This window comes from Helicobacter zhangjianzhongii, assembly GCF_030249855.1.
GTDB classification, from domain to species: domain Bacteria; phylum Campylobacterota; class Campylobacteria; order Campylobacterales; family Helicobacteraceae; genus Helicobacter_B; species Helicobacter_B zhangjianzhongii.
Genome location: NZ_JANURN010000006.1, coordinates 1 through 16,565, shown reverse-complemented (window position 1 = coordinate 16,565; position 16,565 = coordinate 1). Strand labels below are relative to the sequence as shown.

22 protein-coding genes are annotated in these 16,565 nt (G+C 43.9%); 19 read left to right on the top strand and 3 right to left on the bottom strand.

What is annotated here, in order from left to right; all coding sequences use genetic code 11:
• Positions 1 to 378, bottom strand: a complete 378-nt coding sequence (locus NYG90_RS06895) for an ATP-binding cassette domain-containing protein (RefSeq protein ID WP_285264874.1) — start codon at positions 376 to 378, stop codon at positions 1 to 3.
• 150 nt (positions 379 to 528) lie between these two features.
• Here NYG90_RS06895 and NYG90_RS06890 point away from each other — a divergent pair, with 150 nt between their 5' ends.
• The 6 genes from NYG90_RS06890 (at position 529) to NYG90_RS06865 (ending at position 7,333) form a co-directional block, all read left to right on the top strand.
• A complete protein-coding gene (locus tag NYG90_RS06890) occupies positions 529 to 1,458 on the top strand; it encodes a helix-turn-helix transcriptional regulator (protein ID WP_285257326.1) in 930 nt (309 codons plus the stop codon).
• A 108-nt stretch (positions 1,459 to 1,566) separates the two neighbouring features.
• Positions 1,567 to 2,571 carry a hypothetical protein gene (locus tag NYG90_RS06885; RefSeq protein WP_285257327.1) on the top strand — a complete coding sequence of 335 codons (1,005 nt, stop codon included), beginning with the start codon at positions 1,567 to 1,569 and terminating at the stop codon, positions 2,569 to 2,571.
• Between the two features lie 35 nt (positions 2,572 to 2,606).
• On the top strand, positions 2,607 to 2,792 hold the full coding sequence (locus NYG90_RS06880) for a hypothetical protein (RefSeq protein WP_285257328.1): 186 nt from the start codon (positions 2,607 to 2,609) through the stop codon (positions 2,790 to 2,792).
• A gap of 105 nt (positions 2,793 to 2,897) precedes the next feature.
• Positions 2,898 to 4,550: a hypothetical protein gene (locus tag NYG90_RS06875; RefSeq protein ID WP_285257329.1), complete on the top strand. Its 1,653-nt coding sequence runs from the start codon at positions 2,898 to 2,900 to the stop codon at positions 4,548 to 4,550.
• A 12-nt stretch (positions 4,551 to 4,562) separates the two neighbouring features.
• Positions 4,563 to 6,080: a coiled-coil domain-containing protein gene (locus NYG90_RS06870; RefSeq protein ID WP_285264873.1), complete on the top strand. Its 1,518-nt coding sequence runs from the start codon at positions 4,563 to 4,565 to the stop codon at positions 6,078 to 6,080.
• A 110-nt stretch (positions 6,081 to 6,190) separates the two neighbouring features.
• Positions 6,191 to 7,333, top strand: coding sequence for a hypothetical protein (locus tag NYG90_RS06865; RefSeq protein WP_285264872.1), 1,143 nt, complete (start codon positions 6,191 to 6,193; stop codon positions 7,331 to 7,333).
• An 18-nt stretch (positions 7,334 to 7,351) separates the two neighbouring features.
• Here NYG90_RS06865 and NYG90_RS06860 read toward each other — a convergent pair whose 3' ends face one another.
• Positions 7,352 to 7,483 carry a hypothetical protein gene (locus NYG90_RS06860; RefSeq protein ID WP_285257332.1) on the bottom strand — a complete coding sequence of 44 codons (132 nt, stop codon included), beginning with the start codon at positions 7,481 to 7,483 and terminating at the stop codon, positions 7,352 to 7,354.
• Positions 7,484 to 7,512: 29 nt separating this feature from the next.
• Between NYG90_RS06860 and NYG90_RS06855 the strand changes: the two genes are divergently transcribed.
• From NYG90_RS06855 to NYG90_RS06815, 9 genes are all read left to right on the top strand, one after another.
• Positions 7,513 to 8,988, top strand: coding sequence for a hypothetical protein (locus tag NYG90_RS06855; protein ID WP_285264871.1), 1,476 nt, complete (start codon positions 7,513 to 7,515; stop codon positions 8,986 to 8,988).
• 105 nt (positions 8,989 to 9,093) lie between these two features.
• Positions 9,094 to 9,753, top strand: a complete 660-nt coding sequence (locus tag NYG90_RS06850) for a hypothetical protein (protein WP_285257334.1) — start codon at positions 9,094 to 9,096, stop codon at positions 9,751 to 9,753.
• Positions 9,754 to 10,212, top strand: coding sequence for a hypothetical protein (locus NYG90_RS06845; protein WP_285257335.1), 459 nt, complete (start codon positions 9,754 to 9,756; stop codon positions 10,210 to 10,212).
• 36 nt (positions 10,213 to 10,248) lie between these two features.
• Positions 10,249 to 11,091, top strand: a complete 843-nt coding sequence (locus NYG90_RS06840) for a hypothetical protein (RefSeq protein WP_285257336.1) — start codon at positions 10,249 to 10,251, stop codon at positions 11,089 to 11,091.
• A 270-nt stretch (positions 11,092 to 11,361) separates the two neighbouring features.
• On the top strand, positions 11,362 to 11,658 hold the full coding sequence (locus NYG90_RS06835; protein ID WP_285257337.1) for a hypothetical protein: 297 nt from the start codon (positions 11,362 to 11,364) through the stop codon (positions 11,656 to 11,658).
• A gap of 19 nt (positions 11,659 to 11,677) precedes the next feature.
• Positions 11,678 to 11,917, top strand: coding sequence for a hypothetical protein (locus tag NYG90_RS06830; protein WP_285257338.1), 240 nt, complete (start codon positions 11,678 to 11,680; stop codon positions 11,915 to 11,917).
• Positions 11,914 to 12,117 carry a hypothetical protein gene (locus NYG90_RS06825; RefSeq protein WP_285257339.1) on the top strand — a complete coding sequence of 68 codons (204 nt, stop codon included), beginning with the start codon at positions 11,914 to 11,916 and terminating at the stop codon, positions 12,115 to 12,117. The genes NYG90_RS06830 and NYG90_RS06825 overlap by 4 nt, the downstream gene beginning before the upstream one ends.
• Positions 12,118 to 12,161: 44 nt before the next feature.
• Positions 12,162 to 12,335 carry a hypothetical protein gene (locus NYG90_RS06820; protein WP_285257340.1) on the top strand — a complete coding sequence of 58 codons (174 nt, stop codon included), beginning with the start codon at positions 12,162 to 12,164 and terminating at the stop codon, positions 12,333 to 12,335.
• 8 nt (positions 12,336 to 12,343) lie between these two features.
• Positions 12,344 to 13,588, top strand: a complete 1,245-nt coding sequence (locus NYG90_RS06815) for an HP0729 family protein (protein ID WP_285257341.1) — start codon at positions 12,344 to 12,346, stop codon at positions 13,586 to 13,588.
• An 86-nt stretch (positions 13,589 to 13,674) separates the two neighbouring features.
• Here the strand turns inward: NYG90_RS06815 and NYG90_RS06810 are convergent, their stop codons facing one another.
• Entirely contained in the window at positions 13,675 to 13,851 is a 177-nt protein-coding gene (locus tag NYG90_RS06810) for a hypothetical protein (protein ID WP_285257342.1), read from the bottom strand.
• Between the two features lie 345 nt (positions 13,852 to 14,196).
• Here NYG90_RS06810 and NYG90_RS06805 point away from each other — a divergent pair, with 345 nt between their 5' ends.
• The 4 genes from NYG90_RS06805 to NYG90_RS06790 all read left to right on the top strand — a co-directional run bounded on the left by NYG90_RS06805 (position 14,197) and on the right by NYG90_RS06790 (position 16,460).
• Positions 14,197 to 15,030, top strand: a complete 834-nt coding sequence (locus NYG90_RS06805; protein WP_115011661.1) for a flagellar hook-basal body protein — start codon at positions 14,197 to 14,199, stop codon at positions 15,028 to 15,030.
• A gap of 42 nt (positions 15,031 to 15,072) precedes the next feature.
• A complete protein-coding gene (locus NYG90_RS06800) occupies positions 15,073 to 15,756 on the top strand; it encodes an MBL fold metallo-hydrolase (protein WP_285257343.1) in 684 nt (227 codons plus the stop codon).
• A gap of 134 nt (positions 15,757 to 15,890) precedes the next feature.
• Positions 15,891 to 16,148, top strand: a complete 258-nt coding sequence (locus NYG90_RS06795; protein WP_285257344.1) for a hypothetical protein — start codon at positions 15,891 to 15,893, stop codon at positions 16,146 to 16,148.
• Between the two features lie 171 nt (positions 16,149 to 16,319).
• The gene (locus NYG90_RS06790; RefSeq protein ID WP_285257345.1) at positions 16,320 to 16,460 is read left to right on the top strand and encodes a hypothetical protein; all 141 of its coding nucleotides are present in this window, start codon (positions 16,320 to 16,322) and stop codon (positions 16,458 to 16,460) included.
• Positions 16,461 to 16,565: the final 105 nt, after the last annotated feature.

Below are 16,565 nucleotides of genomic sequence, written 5' to 3'. Positions count from 1 at the left end.
CTACTCTCTGCCGCTGCCCGCCGCGCGGATAAAGGCTCGCGGCATAGGCAGATCTTTTAGCATACCGCTAATGACATTATCTAGCACACTTAGCCTATCTACAAGGCAGTATCCCTGAAAGATGATGCCGATTTCTTGGCGGATTTGTGTAAGCTCCTTTTTCTTTAGCTTTTTCATATCGTGCTTTAGCACATTAAAATGCCCATTAAAGACCTTAATCCCCCCAGCGATACTCATCAAAAGTGTGCTTTTCCCCGCTCCACTAGGACCGATGATCCCCACAAACTCACCTTTTTTAATTTTCAGGTTGAAGTGTTTTAGAATCTTTTCCTTGCGATAGCCAAGCGTCAAGTCTTTCATATCAATCATCGCGTGCATTGCTGTCCTTATGAGCTTAAAGCAGTTGTGGTGATATTATGCGTAGCGTATGTAAAATACACAGATATTTCTGTAAATCTTTGGTAAAACTCGTTTTTCACGCGTGCAGGCTGTGCTACAATGCCGCTTCATCTAGGCAGGAGGACGCTAATGAGCTATGATACAAAGACAATGCGGATCGTGCGGATTTTCCACGCGCTTGTAAATGGCGAGCATATCTCTATGAGAGAATGCGCTAAGGAATTTAATGTCGATTTGCGCACGATCCAGCGCGATATAAACCAGCGGCTAGGCTTCCTGCCAATCCAAAAAGACAAGGATGGCAAATGCTTTTTGCAAGCAGAGTCCCTAGGCAAGCTTGGGTTTAAGGATATTAGAGAGTTTGCTAGAGTGAGTGGGATTTGGGGGCTTTTCCCCAGTCTTGATGATAAATTTATCGGCGATTTGCTTCATATCCCGCTGCCAGATTATTGGGATAATCACAGCAAAGACCCCGCCCCGATAGCCTCCAAATCAAGCCCCTTTGCTATCAAAAATCAAGGCTTTGAAGATATTTCCGCGCATAAAGATATGTTTATGCTGCTTGCTAGGGCGATTTTGAAGCAGCACACCATACACTTTAGCTACAAATCCACACCCCGCCAAGCCAATCCCTACCGCCTGCTTAATAATAATGGTATATGGTATTTGCTCGCTGATGAGAGCGGCACGCTAAAGCACTTCACCTTTACTCATATCAAGCATTTGCGCCTAGAAGAAGCGCACTTCAAACCTAGCCCAGCGATAGAATCCATCGTAGAAAAAAGCTCTGCAAAGTGGGTGAATCCCCACGCCAAATCCGCCACCTTACAGATCCAAAACACCGCCAAAGAATACTTTATGCGCAAAGCCTTCATCTCCAATATCCGCCTAGATAGCCACGATGCCACGCATTTTTATATCACTTGCGAGTATAGCTATGATGATGAGATCTTAAATCTAGCCAAAATGTTTTTGCCCTTTATCATAATCCTAGAGCCAGCGCATTTGCAAAAGCAGCTTAATCAAATCTTGCAAGAGTATCTATCTACTACTTATTAAAGTGGATTCTAGCCCTCCTCTCCACTAAATGACAAAACCTGTCATAGCCATTTTATACAATGCCACCACGCAGAGTTTGCTCTGCGATGACATTACAAGGAGTAGTAAATGGAAGTAAATTGGAAAAATGTAGGGCTAGGCATAGCTGGTCTAGGTGGCTTGGGATATTTGGCGTATAAATACTACAACGCTAAGGAAGAGGAGAAAGAAGAGTATGCCTTCAAAAGGGCGCAGAGAGCCAAAAAGCACGCAAAAGAGGAGACAAAACAAGAGCTTTTGCAAGAGCGGATCATCGAAGAGATAGAAGCACCCTTTGCGCGATATTGCGCAGAGATGGGTGAGTTTGGCTTTGGAAAAGGATTTTTAGATTTGCAAGCCAAGCTTAAAAGCAAGCAAGAAAAAGTAGATTCTAGTGCAAATCTTAGCGACTCTACTACTAGCGAAACATCGCTTAGCGATGAGCAAAAAATGCAAGAAATCAACGCCTACATCACAGACTTCTCCCCCACCCACGATGAGCTACTAAAGGTGCTAGCACTAGGGCAGGAGATGTTTGATCGCGTAAGCAAGGCGAAGCCTTTTGCGCAATTTATACAAGCAAGCAAGTCGAGTGGGGAGACCACACAGGAAGCGGCGAGCGAGCAAAACACGCCAAGCGATATGGCAAAGGAGCTTACCAGTCTCTATGCCGCAGTCATCACAAGCCTAAGCGGCGATGAGAGAGATGATTTGTGGGACTCTAGTGATTGTATATCGCAGTGGCGACATCAATGGCTTTTTAACACAGGGCTGACACTGCCGCTGCAAGTGTGTATGATGAAGCATTTGCAGAGTGTTTTTGGCATAGAGCCTGCGAATTTCACCACCGCGCTAAGCAAGCTAGCAAAGGACGCGGCGTATAAATACCGCATACTTGGGCTAGATAGCGAGAAGACACAGATACAATATAGCTTTACTACATTGTTTCGCTTCCCCACACACCAAAGCCCAGAGTCGCCACTAAGTGGGGTGTATTGGCATATCCTGCGCGATATTGGCGAGCGATATGGCGAGCTATTGAAAGAGTGCGAGGGGGATAGGGAGAAGCTAGAATCCAGTATAGAAGCTCTTTAGGCAGATTTGGTCTTGCTTGGTTTGGACATTGACTTTTGCAAAAAGCGGATTCTAGGAACAATGCCTTTTTACTTGTCATCTCGAGCCCCAGGCAAGCCCTACCCCCTGTCATTGTGAGCCGCTTTAGCGGTGTGGCAAAGCAAGGCGAAGCCGCAGCTTCTTTAGTAATTCATAAACAACAAAACCCTAGAATCCGCGTTTTCACTAGAATCTCCGTTTGACACTTGGCGCGTGATTTGCCTAAATTTAAGCTCGTTTTTTTTTTTTTTGATTTAATGCTATCTCGCTTTCAACATAAGCAAACTTCACTTTAGCAAGGAGACACAATGGATGCAAATATTTTTATTAAAGAGCATATCAAAGTAATTGAGGACATTTTGGTTGCTCCGGATATTCCCGAAAAGAAGTTAAACAATGCAATTAAAGCCTTTGAATGTGAAGATTCTATGAGTTCAATCATCGCGCTGTATGATAGCACGCTTTTTGGCTCTGCAAAAGAAGGGATAGTTTTTACAGGTGAAAAAATGCTGATAAAAACTAGCAGTGCGCTTATAAGCATTGAATATAAGGAGATAAGCAAGGCGGAATATTTTGAAGTAGTAGAACAAGTCAAAGCAGATAAAACGAGAACAAGTAAAGGCATTAAGATTTTTAAGGGCGAAGAAGTAGTAGAACTAAAGGATACCGATGTTAGGCCTACCATTTATAAGCCTTTGGAATTGTTTTTAAACAAACTTATTGCGGAATGTAGTGAGTTTAAAGAGGTAAATTTATTGCAACCACTAGAAGAAATGCCTAGTGTGTTAAAAAATGCTTATGTAAAAATTCTGATCAATATGGCTTTTGATAATGATGGTGAAATTGATGAAAAAGAATTGGCTGAGATTATGTTTTTGATGGGTAGAATTAGTATTGATGATGAGGGGAGATTTGAACTAAGAAGTTATATAGCAGAGATTGGGAGCTCTGCAATCTCTACGCAAGATTTGCTTACTATTATAAAAGATAATGCGGAAGCAGCCCATTATGAAGCCATTATGATTTCACTTGTTAAAGATATATTTAGTATCCACGCAAGCACGACACTTAGCACAGAAGAAGGCTCTATAATACAAGTAAGCTACCCTGATTTTTTACAAAAACATAAAGAAATTTTTGGTCTATCTACAGATAAGATGGAGCTTGCTAGAATAGCTGTCGAAAATGACTTTAAAATCCTTTATGAAAATGTAGATGATGATAAAATTAAGCAGGCAGCAAAAGATCTTGCGGCAAAAGCAGCAAGCGTTGGCGCACCTATTGGAGCTATATATTTGTCTGGCTCTGTTATGGGGCTTTCAGCTGCTGGTATGACTTCAGGACTGGCTTCTCTTGGTATGGGCGGTATGCTTGGGTTATCAAGTATGGCGACGGGCATTGGTGTAGCAGTTTTAATCGGTGTAGGTGTATATCAAGGGGTAAAATACCTAACAAGCAATAATGAGTTAAGCAAATACAAAACGAGAGAGCTTATGCTTCACGAAGTTATCAAGCAAACACAAAAAAGCATTTCGCTTATGATTGGGGATATAAATGTTATCGTTAAAAAGCTCAATGATGCGATAGTGCGTCATAAAGATGATAGAGACGATATAGAAAAACTCTCCAAGATCTTGTCTAAATTGCAGGGAGCAATGAAACAAATGAATAGCAAGTCAAATCAATGTGCCAATATGGAAGCAGCTTTGCAATGCCCACAAACACTTGATATTTCTCGCATTAAATCTCTTGCTAATGAGCCTACTAAAAAAGAAATATATGCCTTTATAACTTCTTGCTATGAAGAAAAAGAGCAAAATGGAACACAACAGCTTGTAAGAAAAAGAAATCTTTCCACAGATACACTAGAAAAATTGGGCGATATTCTACAGGGTATAGGATATTTTAGTGCGACAAATAATGCCAAAAGTGCTATTGGTAGTTTGTTGGGTAAAAAATAAATAGAGATAACAATGAATAAAGATCGCCTAAAAGATGAGGGCAACGCCCTTATTACCCAAAAGCATCAAATAAGTAAAGCACAAGGTAAGCTTACAGAGCTTCATCAATCGCTTGATATAATGCAAAATGAACAAGCACAAAATAGACAAAAGCTAGATTCTCTTATGAGTGATATGGAAGCCCTTCTTGCAGATATAGATCCTAATATGGCAGAAATGGACTCAAATCAAGAGCAAGAAGCCCTTATATCCTTGCAAAAAGAGCTAGATTCTATGCAAGTAGAGATCCATAGTGATCTACATACTATTGATGAGCTCGATAGCGTGGTGTTTAATGAGAATATGTCGTGGGGAGAGTATATTGACTCATTTAATGATTATGCCAAACGCAATCATATTGACCTAAGCAAAGATCCATTTGAAAACCTTATGAGCAAGACTCAGCAAATCGAGCTACAAAAGCGGATCAAAGAAGAATTTAGTATAAAAAACGCACAGTGTGATAAATATGATTATCTCATCGCTGGGGCTTGTGGGCTTATTGGTGGCTTGGTGGATATTTTGTTTGTGGGTAAGCCCGGAGAAAGTAAGCTGGGTGGTTGGATAGATGAGCAGGCTAACAATGCGACAAAAAAATTTGCAAAATTATGCGGCTGGAAACCAAAAGAAGGGAAAGAAAATTCAGTAAAAAGTGCGATAGGATTTTTGGAAAAAAAATTTAAAGTTAATTATGATCATCGTCATACTGCTGATACAGGTGGCAAAGTCTGCAATATGTCCGCAAAAAATCACCACTTAAAAAGCCTAGGACATTCGCCTGATATTATTGGACTTTTTTTCTCTATTCTTAATCAATTTACTAATACAGCGACATTTGTAAGTAATGGAGAAATTATCACAATAGATACAGAAAATTTTGAATTACAAGGTGGTAATTTTATTGCTAAGATCTTTTGTGGGTTTGCAAATTGGTTTGGGCATCTAGCTTCTGACTGGACTGGATCTAGTGGGGCTGATGGCAGAGGCAGTGGAATCTCTATACCTTTTTATAATCTTTTTCAGCTTTGTGATTTTGGGAGATTTGGAGAGAAGCATCAAGAGACTTTTGCTGTGGTTACAAGCAAGGTTTTTGAATCTGGTTATGACTTTAGGCACGGCTTGACTATGGCTATACCTGTGGTTATTACCGAACTTATTATCCGCTTTATGTATGTGATGAAGCAGCGATTTTATCACGGCAGAGAATGGAAAGAATGTATGCCAAATAGCAGTGTCCCAGAACTTCGCAGAATGCTCCTTGTAGGACACGGAGTGTTATGCACTATGGATGGAATCGATGCTACTATAAGAAGCGGTGGTCCGCTGGCAAATCCGGTTGAATTTTTGCTTCATACCAACCTCATAGGCTGGGTAAACTTTGGGCAACTTGCCTTAAGAGAAGTGTATGCGTGGTGGAATGTAGGCAAAATGGATATAGAAGCTGTTGATGAGTATTTGGGCAAAGACTTGCGAGCGATGATAAGGAGATAAAATACCAAAAAACCTGAAATACACTTACTTCCGTCATTTTACGACACAACCTGTCATAGCCCTTTTATACAATGCCACTACGCAAATGCGAACACACCAAGGAGCAACAAATGGATTGGAAAAAAGTAGGCGCGATAGCGACTTTCGGCGGCTTTGGCTATTGGGCGTATAAGCTTTATACAGAGTCTAAGGAGCGCGAGCAGAAAAGGGCGCGAGAGGAGAGAGAGGAATACGCACAACAAGAGCGAGAGCGAGCTGCAAAGTTCACCGAGCAAAAGCTCTTACAAGAGCGATTGATAGAAGAGGTCGAAGCACCTTTTATGCGATATTGCGATGCGATGAGTGGCTTTAGCTTTGGGCGGGGGTTTTTGGAGCTTAAGGAAAAGCTAGAGCAAGGGGACAAAGGGAGCAGGGAAAAGCAAGCAAACAAAGAGAGTCAAATAGACAAAAAAATCGCTAGCGATACAGACTGCCCAAGCTGGATTAGTATGCTAAACCCACCACACAAGCCTGAATCGCTCCAAAAAATGCGTGAGATAAATGCATATATTGAAAGCTTCTCCCCCACCCAAGATGAGCTACTAAAGGTGCTTTCACTAGGACAGGAGATGTTTGATCGCGTAAGCAAGGCAAAGCCTTTTGCGCAATTTATACAAGCAAGCAAGTCGAGTGGGGAGACCACACAGGAAGCGGAGAGCGAGCAAAACACGCCAAGCGATATGGCAAAGGAGCTTATCAAGCTCTATGAAGCGGCGATCACAAGCTTAAGCGGCGATAAGGAGCAAATTGTATGGGGTGGGGGCTGCATATTCCCAATAATCCCTAGCCCCATCTACGACAAATTGAGCGATACCAAGTGGCGACATCAATGGCTTTTCAACACAGGGCTGACACTGCCGCTGCAAGTGTGTATGATGAAGCATTTGCAGAGTGTTTTTGGCATAGAGCCTGCGAACTTTAGCACCGCTCTTAGCAAGCTAGCAAAGGATGCGGCGTATAAATACCGCATAATCGGGCTAGATTATGACAAAGATGATGAGCCAAAAACTCACATTTCTAGTGTATCTGGGTTTATGCCAGTGCCTATAAAAATCCACCAGCAAACCCCAAGAGCTATGAAAAGTGGGATTTATGCTTATATCCTGCACGATATTGGTAGAGAGTATAGCAGGCTCCTAGTAGAATCTAATGGCGATAAAGCCAAGCTAGAATCCAGCATAGAAGCGTGGGATAGCGCAGCACTCACTCTCTAAGCTTCCTTGAGCTTTTGTCTAAGTGGATTCTAGCGATAGTTTCACCACATCATAAGCCACTGCCCCACGCATAATGGCGAGCCAAGCTAGAATCCACTTTTTATAGCTGCGATTTTTGCAGGCTTTAAAGGGTGCTTTATCTACTGCCATTTTAGAGATATTGATAAGAAGGAGTCTATATGAGTGAGAAAGAGATTTTTGACTTTATCCACAAGCAAGTAAATGAACTATCACCGCTACTTTTTGAGTGTGATAAACAAAAGCTACAAGAGAGTAAAAGGCTCTTTGACACATTTGTAAGCACCTTGAGTGAGCAAACTAGAGAGCAAACCACGCAAAAAGACATTTTTACAATCGCTCTTTGCGCCCTTTGCAGCCAGAGCCATAAGGCTAAAGCCACCCTACTAGAAGCACTTAGAATCCACTTTAAAGAGCCCTCTAAGCGCAAGCAGCAAGAGCAATTTATCAGCAGATACACTCATTTGCAAGAGCGTATAAAAGCGATGAAAGCACTTATGCAAAAAGCGCGCAAACAGCTAGAGGACATTCGCCTAGAGCTTGAGAATCTTACACAGCAATACACTTTAGAATGCGCTAGATTCTGGGGGAAGATGAAGTCATCTCTAGGCTTGAGTAAAACAAAAAAGCTCATCATAAACACAGCGTGCAAGCAAGCCAGAACACAGCGCGCGCTCTTAGCCTCTGCGCAAATAGACATATACACCCAAGCAAGAAGAGTAGCACTCCCTGAGCTTATGCGCATTTGCGATGGGGCAAGCACCACACTAGATTCTACACAAGAGACTGCCATATATAGCACTACGCTTAATGGCAAAAATCTGCAGCTTATCGATATACCAAGCTTCACAGATGAAAAGAATCTAAGCAAAGAGACTGCACGCGCCTTGCAGCAAGCGCATTGTGTTTTGCTCGTAGTTAGCGATACGATTAAAAACAGCACGCTAAAGGCGATCAAGCAAGGGCTAAATAAGCAATCACAAGTCTATGTGCTGCTTGATAAATCTGCTACCCCCAATACACTAAAGCCAATAGCCAATGGCACAAGCCCACAGGAAAAAGCAGTGATACAAAAGCTCAAAGACTCCCTTGGGCAAAGCTATGCTGGAGCTAGGAGTATCTACACACTGCCGGCACTGCTCTCGCAAGCCTCTTGCCTAATCGCAAGCCACGATCTAAGTGCCGCCACACAGGGCAGAGATAATCTCCCTACACAAGAGATACAAGATCATTTTCTCTCCCCTTACAAAGATAGCTGCAGCGATAGCAAGCCCTGCCAAAAGCAGCGATTAAGCGATGATTCTGGGTTTAGTGATTTGGCTGCTTTTTTGGCAAGTATTATAGATTCTAGGGCAAGCACACAGCAAGCTTGCGATAATGCCTACGCGCTTTTACAGGAGCTTGCCAAGGTGGTAGATAAGATCGCTAGCAATTATGAAGAGTTTTTTAATGCAGCAACCCACAGCGCACTTGATCAATCCTTTTTCCAACCAGAAGAGGTCGACCGACTCTCGCATATGATCTCTTATGGCTTGATAGCTCCTATCACACAAATACAAGAGCAAATACACAGCACAATAAGCAGCTATGCAAAGCAGCTAGCCCCTAGCCCAGCCCTCACAGCAAATAGCACTTAGGCGAGATTTTGGCGACTTTTGCCTAGCTTTAAGCTGTTTTTTTTTTTTTGATTTAATGCCATCTCGCTTATTACAAGCAAATATTACATATCACAAGGAGACACAATGCCATTACCATTTATATTGGGAGGGATAGCGTTACTAGGAGCAATATGGGGTGGGAAAAAGATCTATGACCACCTTGATGAAAAAGCAGAAGCAGAGAGACAAGAGCGAGATAGAGACAGGCGCGCTTGGGAGTATTATCAAGCAGTAGTGCTGCTGCAAGGCAAAACAGGAGTTGGCAAGGATACGATACTCCAGATCCTAGAGGGCAAGGGCTTTGTAGGAGAGCATAAAAGCACCGCGCAAGCTTGGAGTGAAAAAGACATACGCATTGGCGAGGGACTTTTCACGCCACAATGGAAACTTTTCAACACCGCAGGCAGAGATGATGCAAGCGATAATAAATCAAAAAAGAGACTCACACTACTTAACAAAGATGAAGAGATTAAAAACAGGCAGCTAAAAAAGCTTGTATGGCTCTATGTCTTTGATATGCAAAAGTATGACAAAGACTATATAAAGGCTGATTATGATGAAGCAAAGGCGCAGGGTATAGCCTTTCGGGCGGTGGGGACGCATTTAGACAAAGTCTCTAAAGAGCAAGCAGAGCAGATAGAAAAAGAGCTAAAAGAAGCAAAAATCCCCTACTACCCCTATGATATGACGCAAAATCCGCAAGAAGAGCTTAGAGAAATGATCCTAGCCGCACAAGGAGCATAAATGATCATCGCTACTATTCAGTCTAAAATCACAGGCGGCAGCCACCCTAGCACGACCGCACTCAATGGCAAGCTACTCTCTAGCGATGAAGCTCAGCCGCATTTAAACCGCCTCTATGAGATTATCGATGGGCTGCCCCCACTTGATAGTGAGCAAATAGTGCCTATTAGCGACTCGCGCTATCTACTCTGTGTGCAAGATCACCCCGAGAGAGATGAAGCAGGCAGGATCCGCCCAGCCCTTGTGCTATGGAGTGATGATGAGAGCTTAGAGTCTATCAAGTCTACCTTGCAGGCTATGGGGCTAGAAATCGCGCGATTTAGTGATCTATATAGAGAGTATCAAGCAGCAGTGCAAGCAAGGGCTAAGGCACAAGCAAAGGCTAAGCAAAATAAGCGAGTGCTACTTGTAGCAGGCGTGGTGGCGGCTTTTGCGCTTATATATCTGCTAAAAAAATAGCCTAAACACATTCAAACATATTCTAAGGAGATCACAATGAAGCCAATAATGCTAGTCGATAGACCCACAGAAATCTCTATCACAGAAAACAACCCACAAGCCAAGGACATCATCGCCAAAGACTTTGACATCGAGTCCAATTTGGCAAAGCTAGAGGGCTACTATATCAAATCAACAAGCGGAAACACAAAAGGAAAGCTTGTGCCTCTAGCAGAGTATGCCACCCTACAAAATGACACGATGATTAAGCCACTTGTCCCATCAGAGCTGTATGAAAATGTGTATTTTGAAGCAGAGAGCTTTGGGCAGCAGTATTGGGAAGAGTATGAAGCGATAGTAAAGCAATTTATCCTAAAGCTAGGCAATGGCTCAAGCTGGAAAGTATGCTATAGCAAAGAGGAGTTTGAAAGCTATAAAAAAGAGCAAAAAACACGCGCAGAAATTGACGGGAGATATAAGGTTGTTGGGGGTGAAGTCAAGGTGGATTCTAGCAATAAGCAAAGCCAAGAGAGTGCTAAATCTCACAGCAAAGAAGTGAATATGGCAAGCTTCCAGCCTAAATGCAGCGTAGAAGAAGTGCGGCGATGGCTAGAAGAGAACAAAATCAATGTAGAAGCCCTGCCCAATCAGCTACAAATCATTATCAAAGAGTTTTTAGAGCGCGGCTGCCTCCAATATCGCTATGAAGAAAAAGAGAGCATTTCTACCAGTATTTCTAAAACGCAAGAATCTATGCTTAATATACAAGCACAATTAAACACCCTACCACTAAGCCTACAAACAAGCCTTAAACACTCTATCCAAGAAGCCAGCACACAAAGCACCAAAACAGAAGTCTATCTCTGTATCGAGTGCAAGCACGATGGCATAGAAAAGTAGCGATCCAAGCGACAAAACCTGTCATCACTCTTTGCTACAATGCCACCTAGAATCCACTTTTAGACTTTGGCTTGTAGATTACAGAAGCTTGCGCTTGCCACGCAGATTTCACTCCGCGCGATTCTCTGTCATCGCGAGCTTTGCGATAAGCAAGCGTGGCGATCCAATCCGCACAAATGGATTCTAGTGTGAAAGAATTGCCACGACTCTACTAGCGCAGAATCTCGCGATGACAAAAAGTAGATTCTATCTCGTATGCAAGGAGTTACAATGCTATCCCTACTCAAAGAACTACTCAAATTTCTATGGAGCCACCCAAGCTCTTGCGCCAAGCTCGGCAAGCTCATCTATGATCTAAGCGATGACTTCCCCAAGCTAAAATCCAGCAACACAGAGCAAAAAGTGGATTCTAGTGTGGCGATCGCCCAAAAGATCCTAGACTTTGCCAAAAGCGACCCGCAAGCCTTACAGGACTCTGTGCAAGCCATTGAATCCCTGCTTGCTAGATACCGCACAGACCCAAGCTTTAAAGAGAAGATCATCAATCTAGCGAGCAAAAAGAGCTAGCAAGAAGCAAGGAGAGATTATGGCATTGATCTTGCTTGTATCGGCTATCATAGCCACCATTGTGTTGATATTTCAAGCGACTTTGACAATAGCCGTTATCACCATAGTCGCGCTGCTTTCAGTAAGCTATTTGGGCTTTGAAGCAATCTGGCTTTGGTATAATGGCAGTCCGCATAGCACAGCGTGGTTTATAGCAGGCTGGTTTGCCGCGGCATTTTGGCTCTATGTCATCTACAAATTTCTAAGGAGAGAGCGATGATACCCCCTAGACCTAGGACTTATGTCTGTCAAAAATGCGGTTATATCAAGCACCACGCGCCTAAAAGCGATATGATCCGAGCAGAAGATATGCGTGCGGGGAGCTGCCCCAAATGCCACTTGCCGATGAAGCCCCATAGCAACCCCGTGAGTGCTGGGCTAGACTCTTTGCGCACACTAGGCAAAAAGATCTTTACATAATATATGCGCGGCTGCGTGTGTAGCCTAGCCTTAGCGCAGCATTTGTGCTAGAATCCACTTTTACACCCCCTGCTTGGGATTCTAAGATTGTGGAGCTAGAATCGTGGCTTTGCAAATCTCGCAAGGAAGATAAGACTAGAGGTCTATCAACGCTGCGAGATGAAGCAATCCGCGATTCTAGCCCACAAGATGAATCCCCTAGAATCCACTTTTACTAAGGATAAATATGCGATCCCTAAACCCCACCGCTCTCTTGATACTCTACAACCCTTACTATGAAAGCAGCGTCATACAATCCCACCTAGAAATCCTAAAATCCCACGGCAGTGTCGCCTTTGGCAAGATTAAGTCCAAAATGCGCGCCCAAGAGCCAAAAGCCCAAGCAGAGCCTAGCGCGCCAGCGCAAATCCTAGAGCCACCTAGCACCGCCTTTGCCAGCACCCAGTGGGAGCAGCTTATCACTAGCACTTCTAGGGAGAGTCCTTTACAGCTCTTTTTAAGCGACTATGCCAATCTCTATGCCTGCAAAGTTACTGCCATATCCCGCGATCAAGTCGCTAAAGCCCCTGCCTACTATGAGCAAAAGGGGCTTGAAGTGGAGCTGTGGTTTGTGGTGAGTGATATGCGCGAGCTATTTCGCAATGACTTTGCCTCCGTGCGCGATAGCTTCCTAGCAGATTGCACCACCTTGCACAATAACCGCACCTTTGCCATCTATGGCAACGACTACACCTACCCGCTTTTCATCACGCTAAAGTCCAATCAAAACTACTTCGCCCAAGAGCAAGCCCACTACCACAATATGTTTAAGACTCCTGAGCAAATCCAAGTGCGCCAGCGGCTTATCGACTATATCTTTGGCAGTAAGCTTGCTGGCACACTGCTGCCAGATACGATGGATAATCTCATAAACGCCGAGATAGAATACCTTGCCAACAGAGAAAATCCACTCTATGACTGCACAGGCATTGTCCTACTCTATGCTAAATCAATGGAGCAAGAGATTATGCGATTTTACCGCGCGCTTTTTGCGACCCTAGTGGCATACCAAAGCACACTTGCCAATGTAGAATCCCCCTTATCCCAGCTTACTTACAGCGTGCAAGAGATAGAATCCAGCGTGCAAGAGTGGCTTGAAGACAGGGCGAAAAGGACTCCAGCCCTTGGCACGACAAAGCACCTATTGCAGCACGCCAAGTCTCTCTTAGACTCGTGGCGATATGATCAAAACTGCAAGCTAAAAGGCGCGAAAAATAGCTTCTATAATGGCGACAAAAAGCGCGATCTATGCAGCTTTACTACTATTAAATTGCAGTCATTTATCAAATCTCTCCAAGCGATCCGCAACCCAGCCGCCCACGCCACGCAAGCTAGCATTGAGCAAGCTAGCACATTGCGCGATCAGATCCTAGGCATAGGGCGACAAAGCGTGCTTGTAGGCTTGCTACTATGGCAAGAAGCCTTAGCCTAGCTTGATAGGGCTTTAGTCTTAGATTGCAACTTCTTGCATAGGTTGGCTTTGTCATCGCAAGCCTTGTGTCACATCTGCCATTATTATCATCGCAAGCCTTGTGCTATGCTACCCCTATCGTCATTGCGAGTAAGCAGGGTAGCGATGCGTGGCGATCCATAATTTTGCGCTAGCAAAATAACCTTTACTAGAATCCACTTTTTATTGTGTCTTTTATGGATTACTAAAGAAGCTACGCTTTGCCACGCTTTGTCTTGCGCCAAAGCTCGCAATGACAGAAAAAGCGTTTAGGTTAAAAAGTGGATTCTAGGATTGAAGTTAGTTTTAGAGTAAAACGATTCTAAGGATTGCGGTGGGGCTTTTGGAGTTTTTTGGGGATTTCTAAAGAAACTTCGCTTCGCTTGTTTTGGAGGCAGAGCTAGACTAAAGGTCTGCGGTTGCCTCCAAAACAAGGGATACCGCTCGGCGTAGCCGATGTTTCTTTAGAAATCCCCAAAATCTACGAAATCGCTCGCCCAAGACTGAATCGCCTAAGTTGAAAAAGTGGATTCTAGGTGGAATACTACTTGCTTAGATTCTACAAACACTTTCAGCCCTAAGGATAGGATATGATAAATGGCTACTACTCTGCTACAGGCGGTATGATCACGCAGTTTAACCGCCTTGATGTCATCTCAAACAATCTTGCCAATCTCAACACCAATGGCTTTAAGCGCGATGATGTAGTCATCGGCGATTTCTTGCGACTCTACAAGCAGACTCAAGATACCTTGCCGCTAAAAGACCACACCCGCGCCGCCGCCCAATACCAAAACCGCAATCTAAACCGCGTGCCAATCATCAGCGAGGAATACACAGAGTTTGCAAGCGGCGCGATCGCCCAGACAGAAAACCCATTAGACTTCGCCCTGCAAAAGCCCAATGCCTACTTCGCTATACAAACACCAGATGGCGTGCGCTACACACGCGATGGGAGCTTCACTATTGATAATGAAGGCTATCTTAGCACCAAGCAAGGATTCCGCGTGCTATCTCGCGTGGGTATCGATGGAGAAGGCGGGATCATCATAGGGCAAGGTATGCAAGTAGAAGCGGATAAAAATGGCAATCTCTTCTTCCGCTCTGGTGCTAATGAAGAGCAAAATGCCCCGGTAGATGGCGGTGCGCTAGCGATTGTGAGCTTTGATAATCCAAAATACCTCCAAAAAGTAGGGGACAATCTTTATAGCTACCCACAAGAGCGCATAGAAGATCGCGTGATGTCTATCAATGATGGCTCTCTCGCGCAAGGATTTATCGAAAAAAGCAATGTCAATGCGATCAAAGAAATGACCGCGCTTATTGAGACAAATCGCTTAGTGGATATGTATTCTAAAGCTATGCGCACCTTTGTCGATGACTTTGCGCCTGAGGCTATTGGCAAGCTTGCGGTTCGGGCTTAGGCGATAAAGCGTAATGTGTAGCAGTCGTGTAAGGAGTAAGCTATGAATGTGCAAGAAAAAAAAGTGCTCAAAAGATTTCCGCATTTATGCAAGGCATTTGGTCCTTATGAGACAAACTGCTATATCGTGCAAACGCCACAGGGGGAGTTTATCATCGATCCAGGTATGGGAAGTGCGCAGTGGGTGCTAGAATCTAGCAAAAATCCTTTGGCGATCTTGCTTACACACGGGCATTTTGATCATATCTTTGATGTAGCCAAGCTTAAAGCCGCTCGCCCAGAGATCCCGCTGTATTGCCCTAGAGATGATGGCTTTATGCTGGAGAGCGATTGCTTTGAGACAGGGCTTACTCCCTATGAGTTTAGCGCAAATGATGTGCTTGTGAGCTGCGATAAGGGTAGAAGTGAATTTATGCTAGGTGGGGTGGAGATTTGCTACTTGCATTTCCCCGGGCATACGCCGGGCTGCTCGGTGGTGTGCCTAAGAGATAGCACGGGTAGAATCTCTAGTATGTATAGTGGGGACTTTGTCTTTAAGCGCAGTATCGGGCGATATGATTTTCCATACTCAAGCCCTAGTGATATGCGCGACTCCTTGCAGAGATTTAGTGCGCTGGGGGAGTTTGGGGGGCTTGGTGATGATATAGAAATTTTCCCCGGACACGGAGATAGCACATATCTTAGCTATGAGCAAGGCAATGTCGCTCTATGGCTCCCTAGGATCTAGGCCAGCATTGCCCTAGCGGATTTTCGTGGCGATCATAGAATCCACTTTTTACATTTATTGCGTTTTGCTGCCGTATTTTAAAGAAACCTGCTTCACTTTGTCTGCACTGCTGCGTTTTCTAAAAAAGCTTGGCTTTGCACCGCTATCGCTTGTTTTCTAAAGAAACATCGGCTTGCGCCGAGCGTTTTACTTGTTTTCTAAAGAAACTTCGCGTTGTGGATTCTAGCCTTAATGCCTATTTTCTGTCATCGCGAGCCGTGTGCCAACACTGCGTGGCGATCCATTCTCTCCACCAGAATCCACTTTTAAAGGAGTTTGACTTTCAAAGTCTGTTTTACTTCAAAAAGCTTGGTTTGCTTCACAAAGTCCGTTTTACTACCGCACGATTCTAAGGATTGTGGCGGGGCTTTCAAAAGTGGATTCTAGGAAAACACCCAAACTCCGTCATCGCCAAGCTTTGCTAGCGCAAAGCACGGCGATCCATAGCACAACCAGAATCTAGTTTGAAAAATGGATTCTAATATTGCCGCGCCTTTTTCAAGACTTTAGATGACAGAGTGGGAGTGGATTACAATGCTTTGTCTTGCGCCAAAGCTCGCAATGACAAGTCAAAGCTGAAAAACTCGACAGGATTACAAAAGCGGATTCTAGGCATTCATAAAGTATTTATGAAGCAAGCCCACACCAACAAACTAAAAATATAATGAGTAATAAGAGCTATCCTAACACTAAGCAAAAACAATAAGTAAAACACAAGAAGTCAAAAGAAGAATCTCCCTTATCCCTGCATCGACCTACATTCCCACACC

Excerpts from the sequence above, each read along its gene's own strand:
- NYG90_RS06845 (WP_285257335.1), top strand. The coding sequence starts at position 9,754 with ATGATCATCGCTACTATTCAGTCTAAAATCACAGGCGGCAGCCACCCT.
- NYG90_RS06805 (WP_115011661.1), top strand. The coding sequence starts at position 14,197 with ATGATAAATGGCTACTACTCTGCTACAGGCGGTATGATCACGCAGTTT.
- NYG90_RS06815 (WP_285257341.1), top strand. The coding sequence starts at position 12,344 with ATGCGATCCCTAAACCCCACCGCTCTCTTGATACTCTACAACCCTTAC.
- NYG90_RS06865 (WP_285264872.1), top strand. The coding sequence starts at position 6,191 with ATGGATTGGAAAAAAGTAGGCGCGATAGCGACTTTCGGCGGCTTTGGC.
- NYG90_RS06850 (WP_285257334.1), top strand. The coding sequence starts at position 9,094 with ATGCCATTACCATTTATATTGGGAGGGATAGCGTTACTAGGAGCAATA.
- NYG90_RS06825 (WP_285257339.1), top strand. The coding sequence starts at position 11,914 with ATGATACCCCCTAGACCTAGGACTTATGTCTGTCAAAAATGCGGTTAT.
- NYG90_RS06885 (WP_285257327.1), top strand. The coding sequence starts at position 1,567 with ATGGAAGTAAATTGGAAAAATGTAGGGCTAGGCATAGCTGGTCTAGGT.
- NYG90_RS06830 (WP_285257338.1), top strand. The coding sequence starts at position 11,678 with ATGGCATTGATCTTGCTTGTATCGGCTATCATAGCCACCATTGTGTTG.
- NYG90_RS06860 (WP_285257332.1), bottom strand. The coding sequence starts at position 7,483 with ATGGCAGTAGATAAAGCACCCTTTAAAGCCTGCAAAAATCGCAGCTAT.
- NYG90_RS06835 (WP_285257337.1), top strand. The coding sequence starts at position 11,362 with ATGCTATCCCTACTCAAAGAACTACTCAAATTTCTATGGAGCCACCCA.
- NYG90_RS06895 (WP_285264874.1), bottom strand. The coding sequence starts at position 378 with ATGCACGCGATGATTGATATGAAAGACTTGACGCTTGGCTATCGCAAG.
- NYG90_RS06840 (WP_285257336.1), top strand. The coding sequence starts at position 10,249 with ATGAAGCCAATAATGCTAGTCGATAGACCCACAGAAATCTCTATCACA.
- NYG90_RS06875 (WP_285257329.1), top strand. The coding sequence starts at position 2,898 with ATGGATGCAAATATTTTTATTAAAGAGCATATCAAAGTAATTGAGGAC.
- NYG90_RS06855 (WP_285264871.1), top strand. The coding sequence starts at position 7,513 with ATGAGTGAGAAAGAGATTTTTGACTTTATCCACAAGCAAGTAAATGAA.
- NYG90_RS06800 (WP_285257343.1), top strand. The coding sequence starts at position 15,073 with ATGAATGTGCAAGAAAAAAAAGTGCTCAAAAGATTTCCGCATTTATGC.
- NYG90_RS06870 (WP_285264873.1), top strand. The coding sequence starts at position 4,563 with ATGAATAAAGATCGCCTAAAAGATGAGGGCAACGCCCTTATTACCCAA.
- NYG90_RS06890 (WP_285257326.1), top strand. The coding sequence starts at position 529 with ATGAGCTATGATACAAAGACAATGCGGATCGTGCGGATTTTCCACGCG.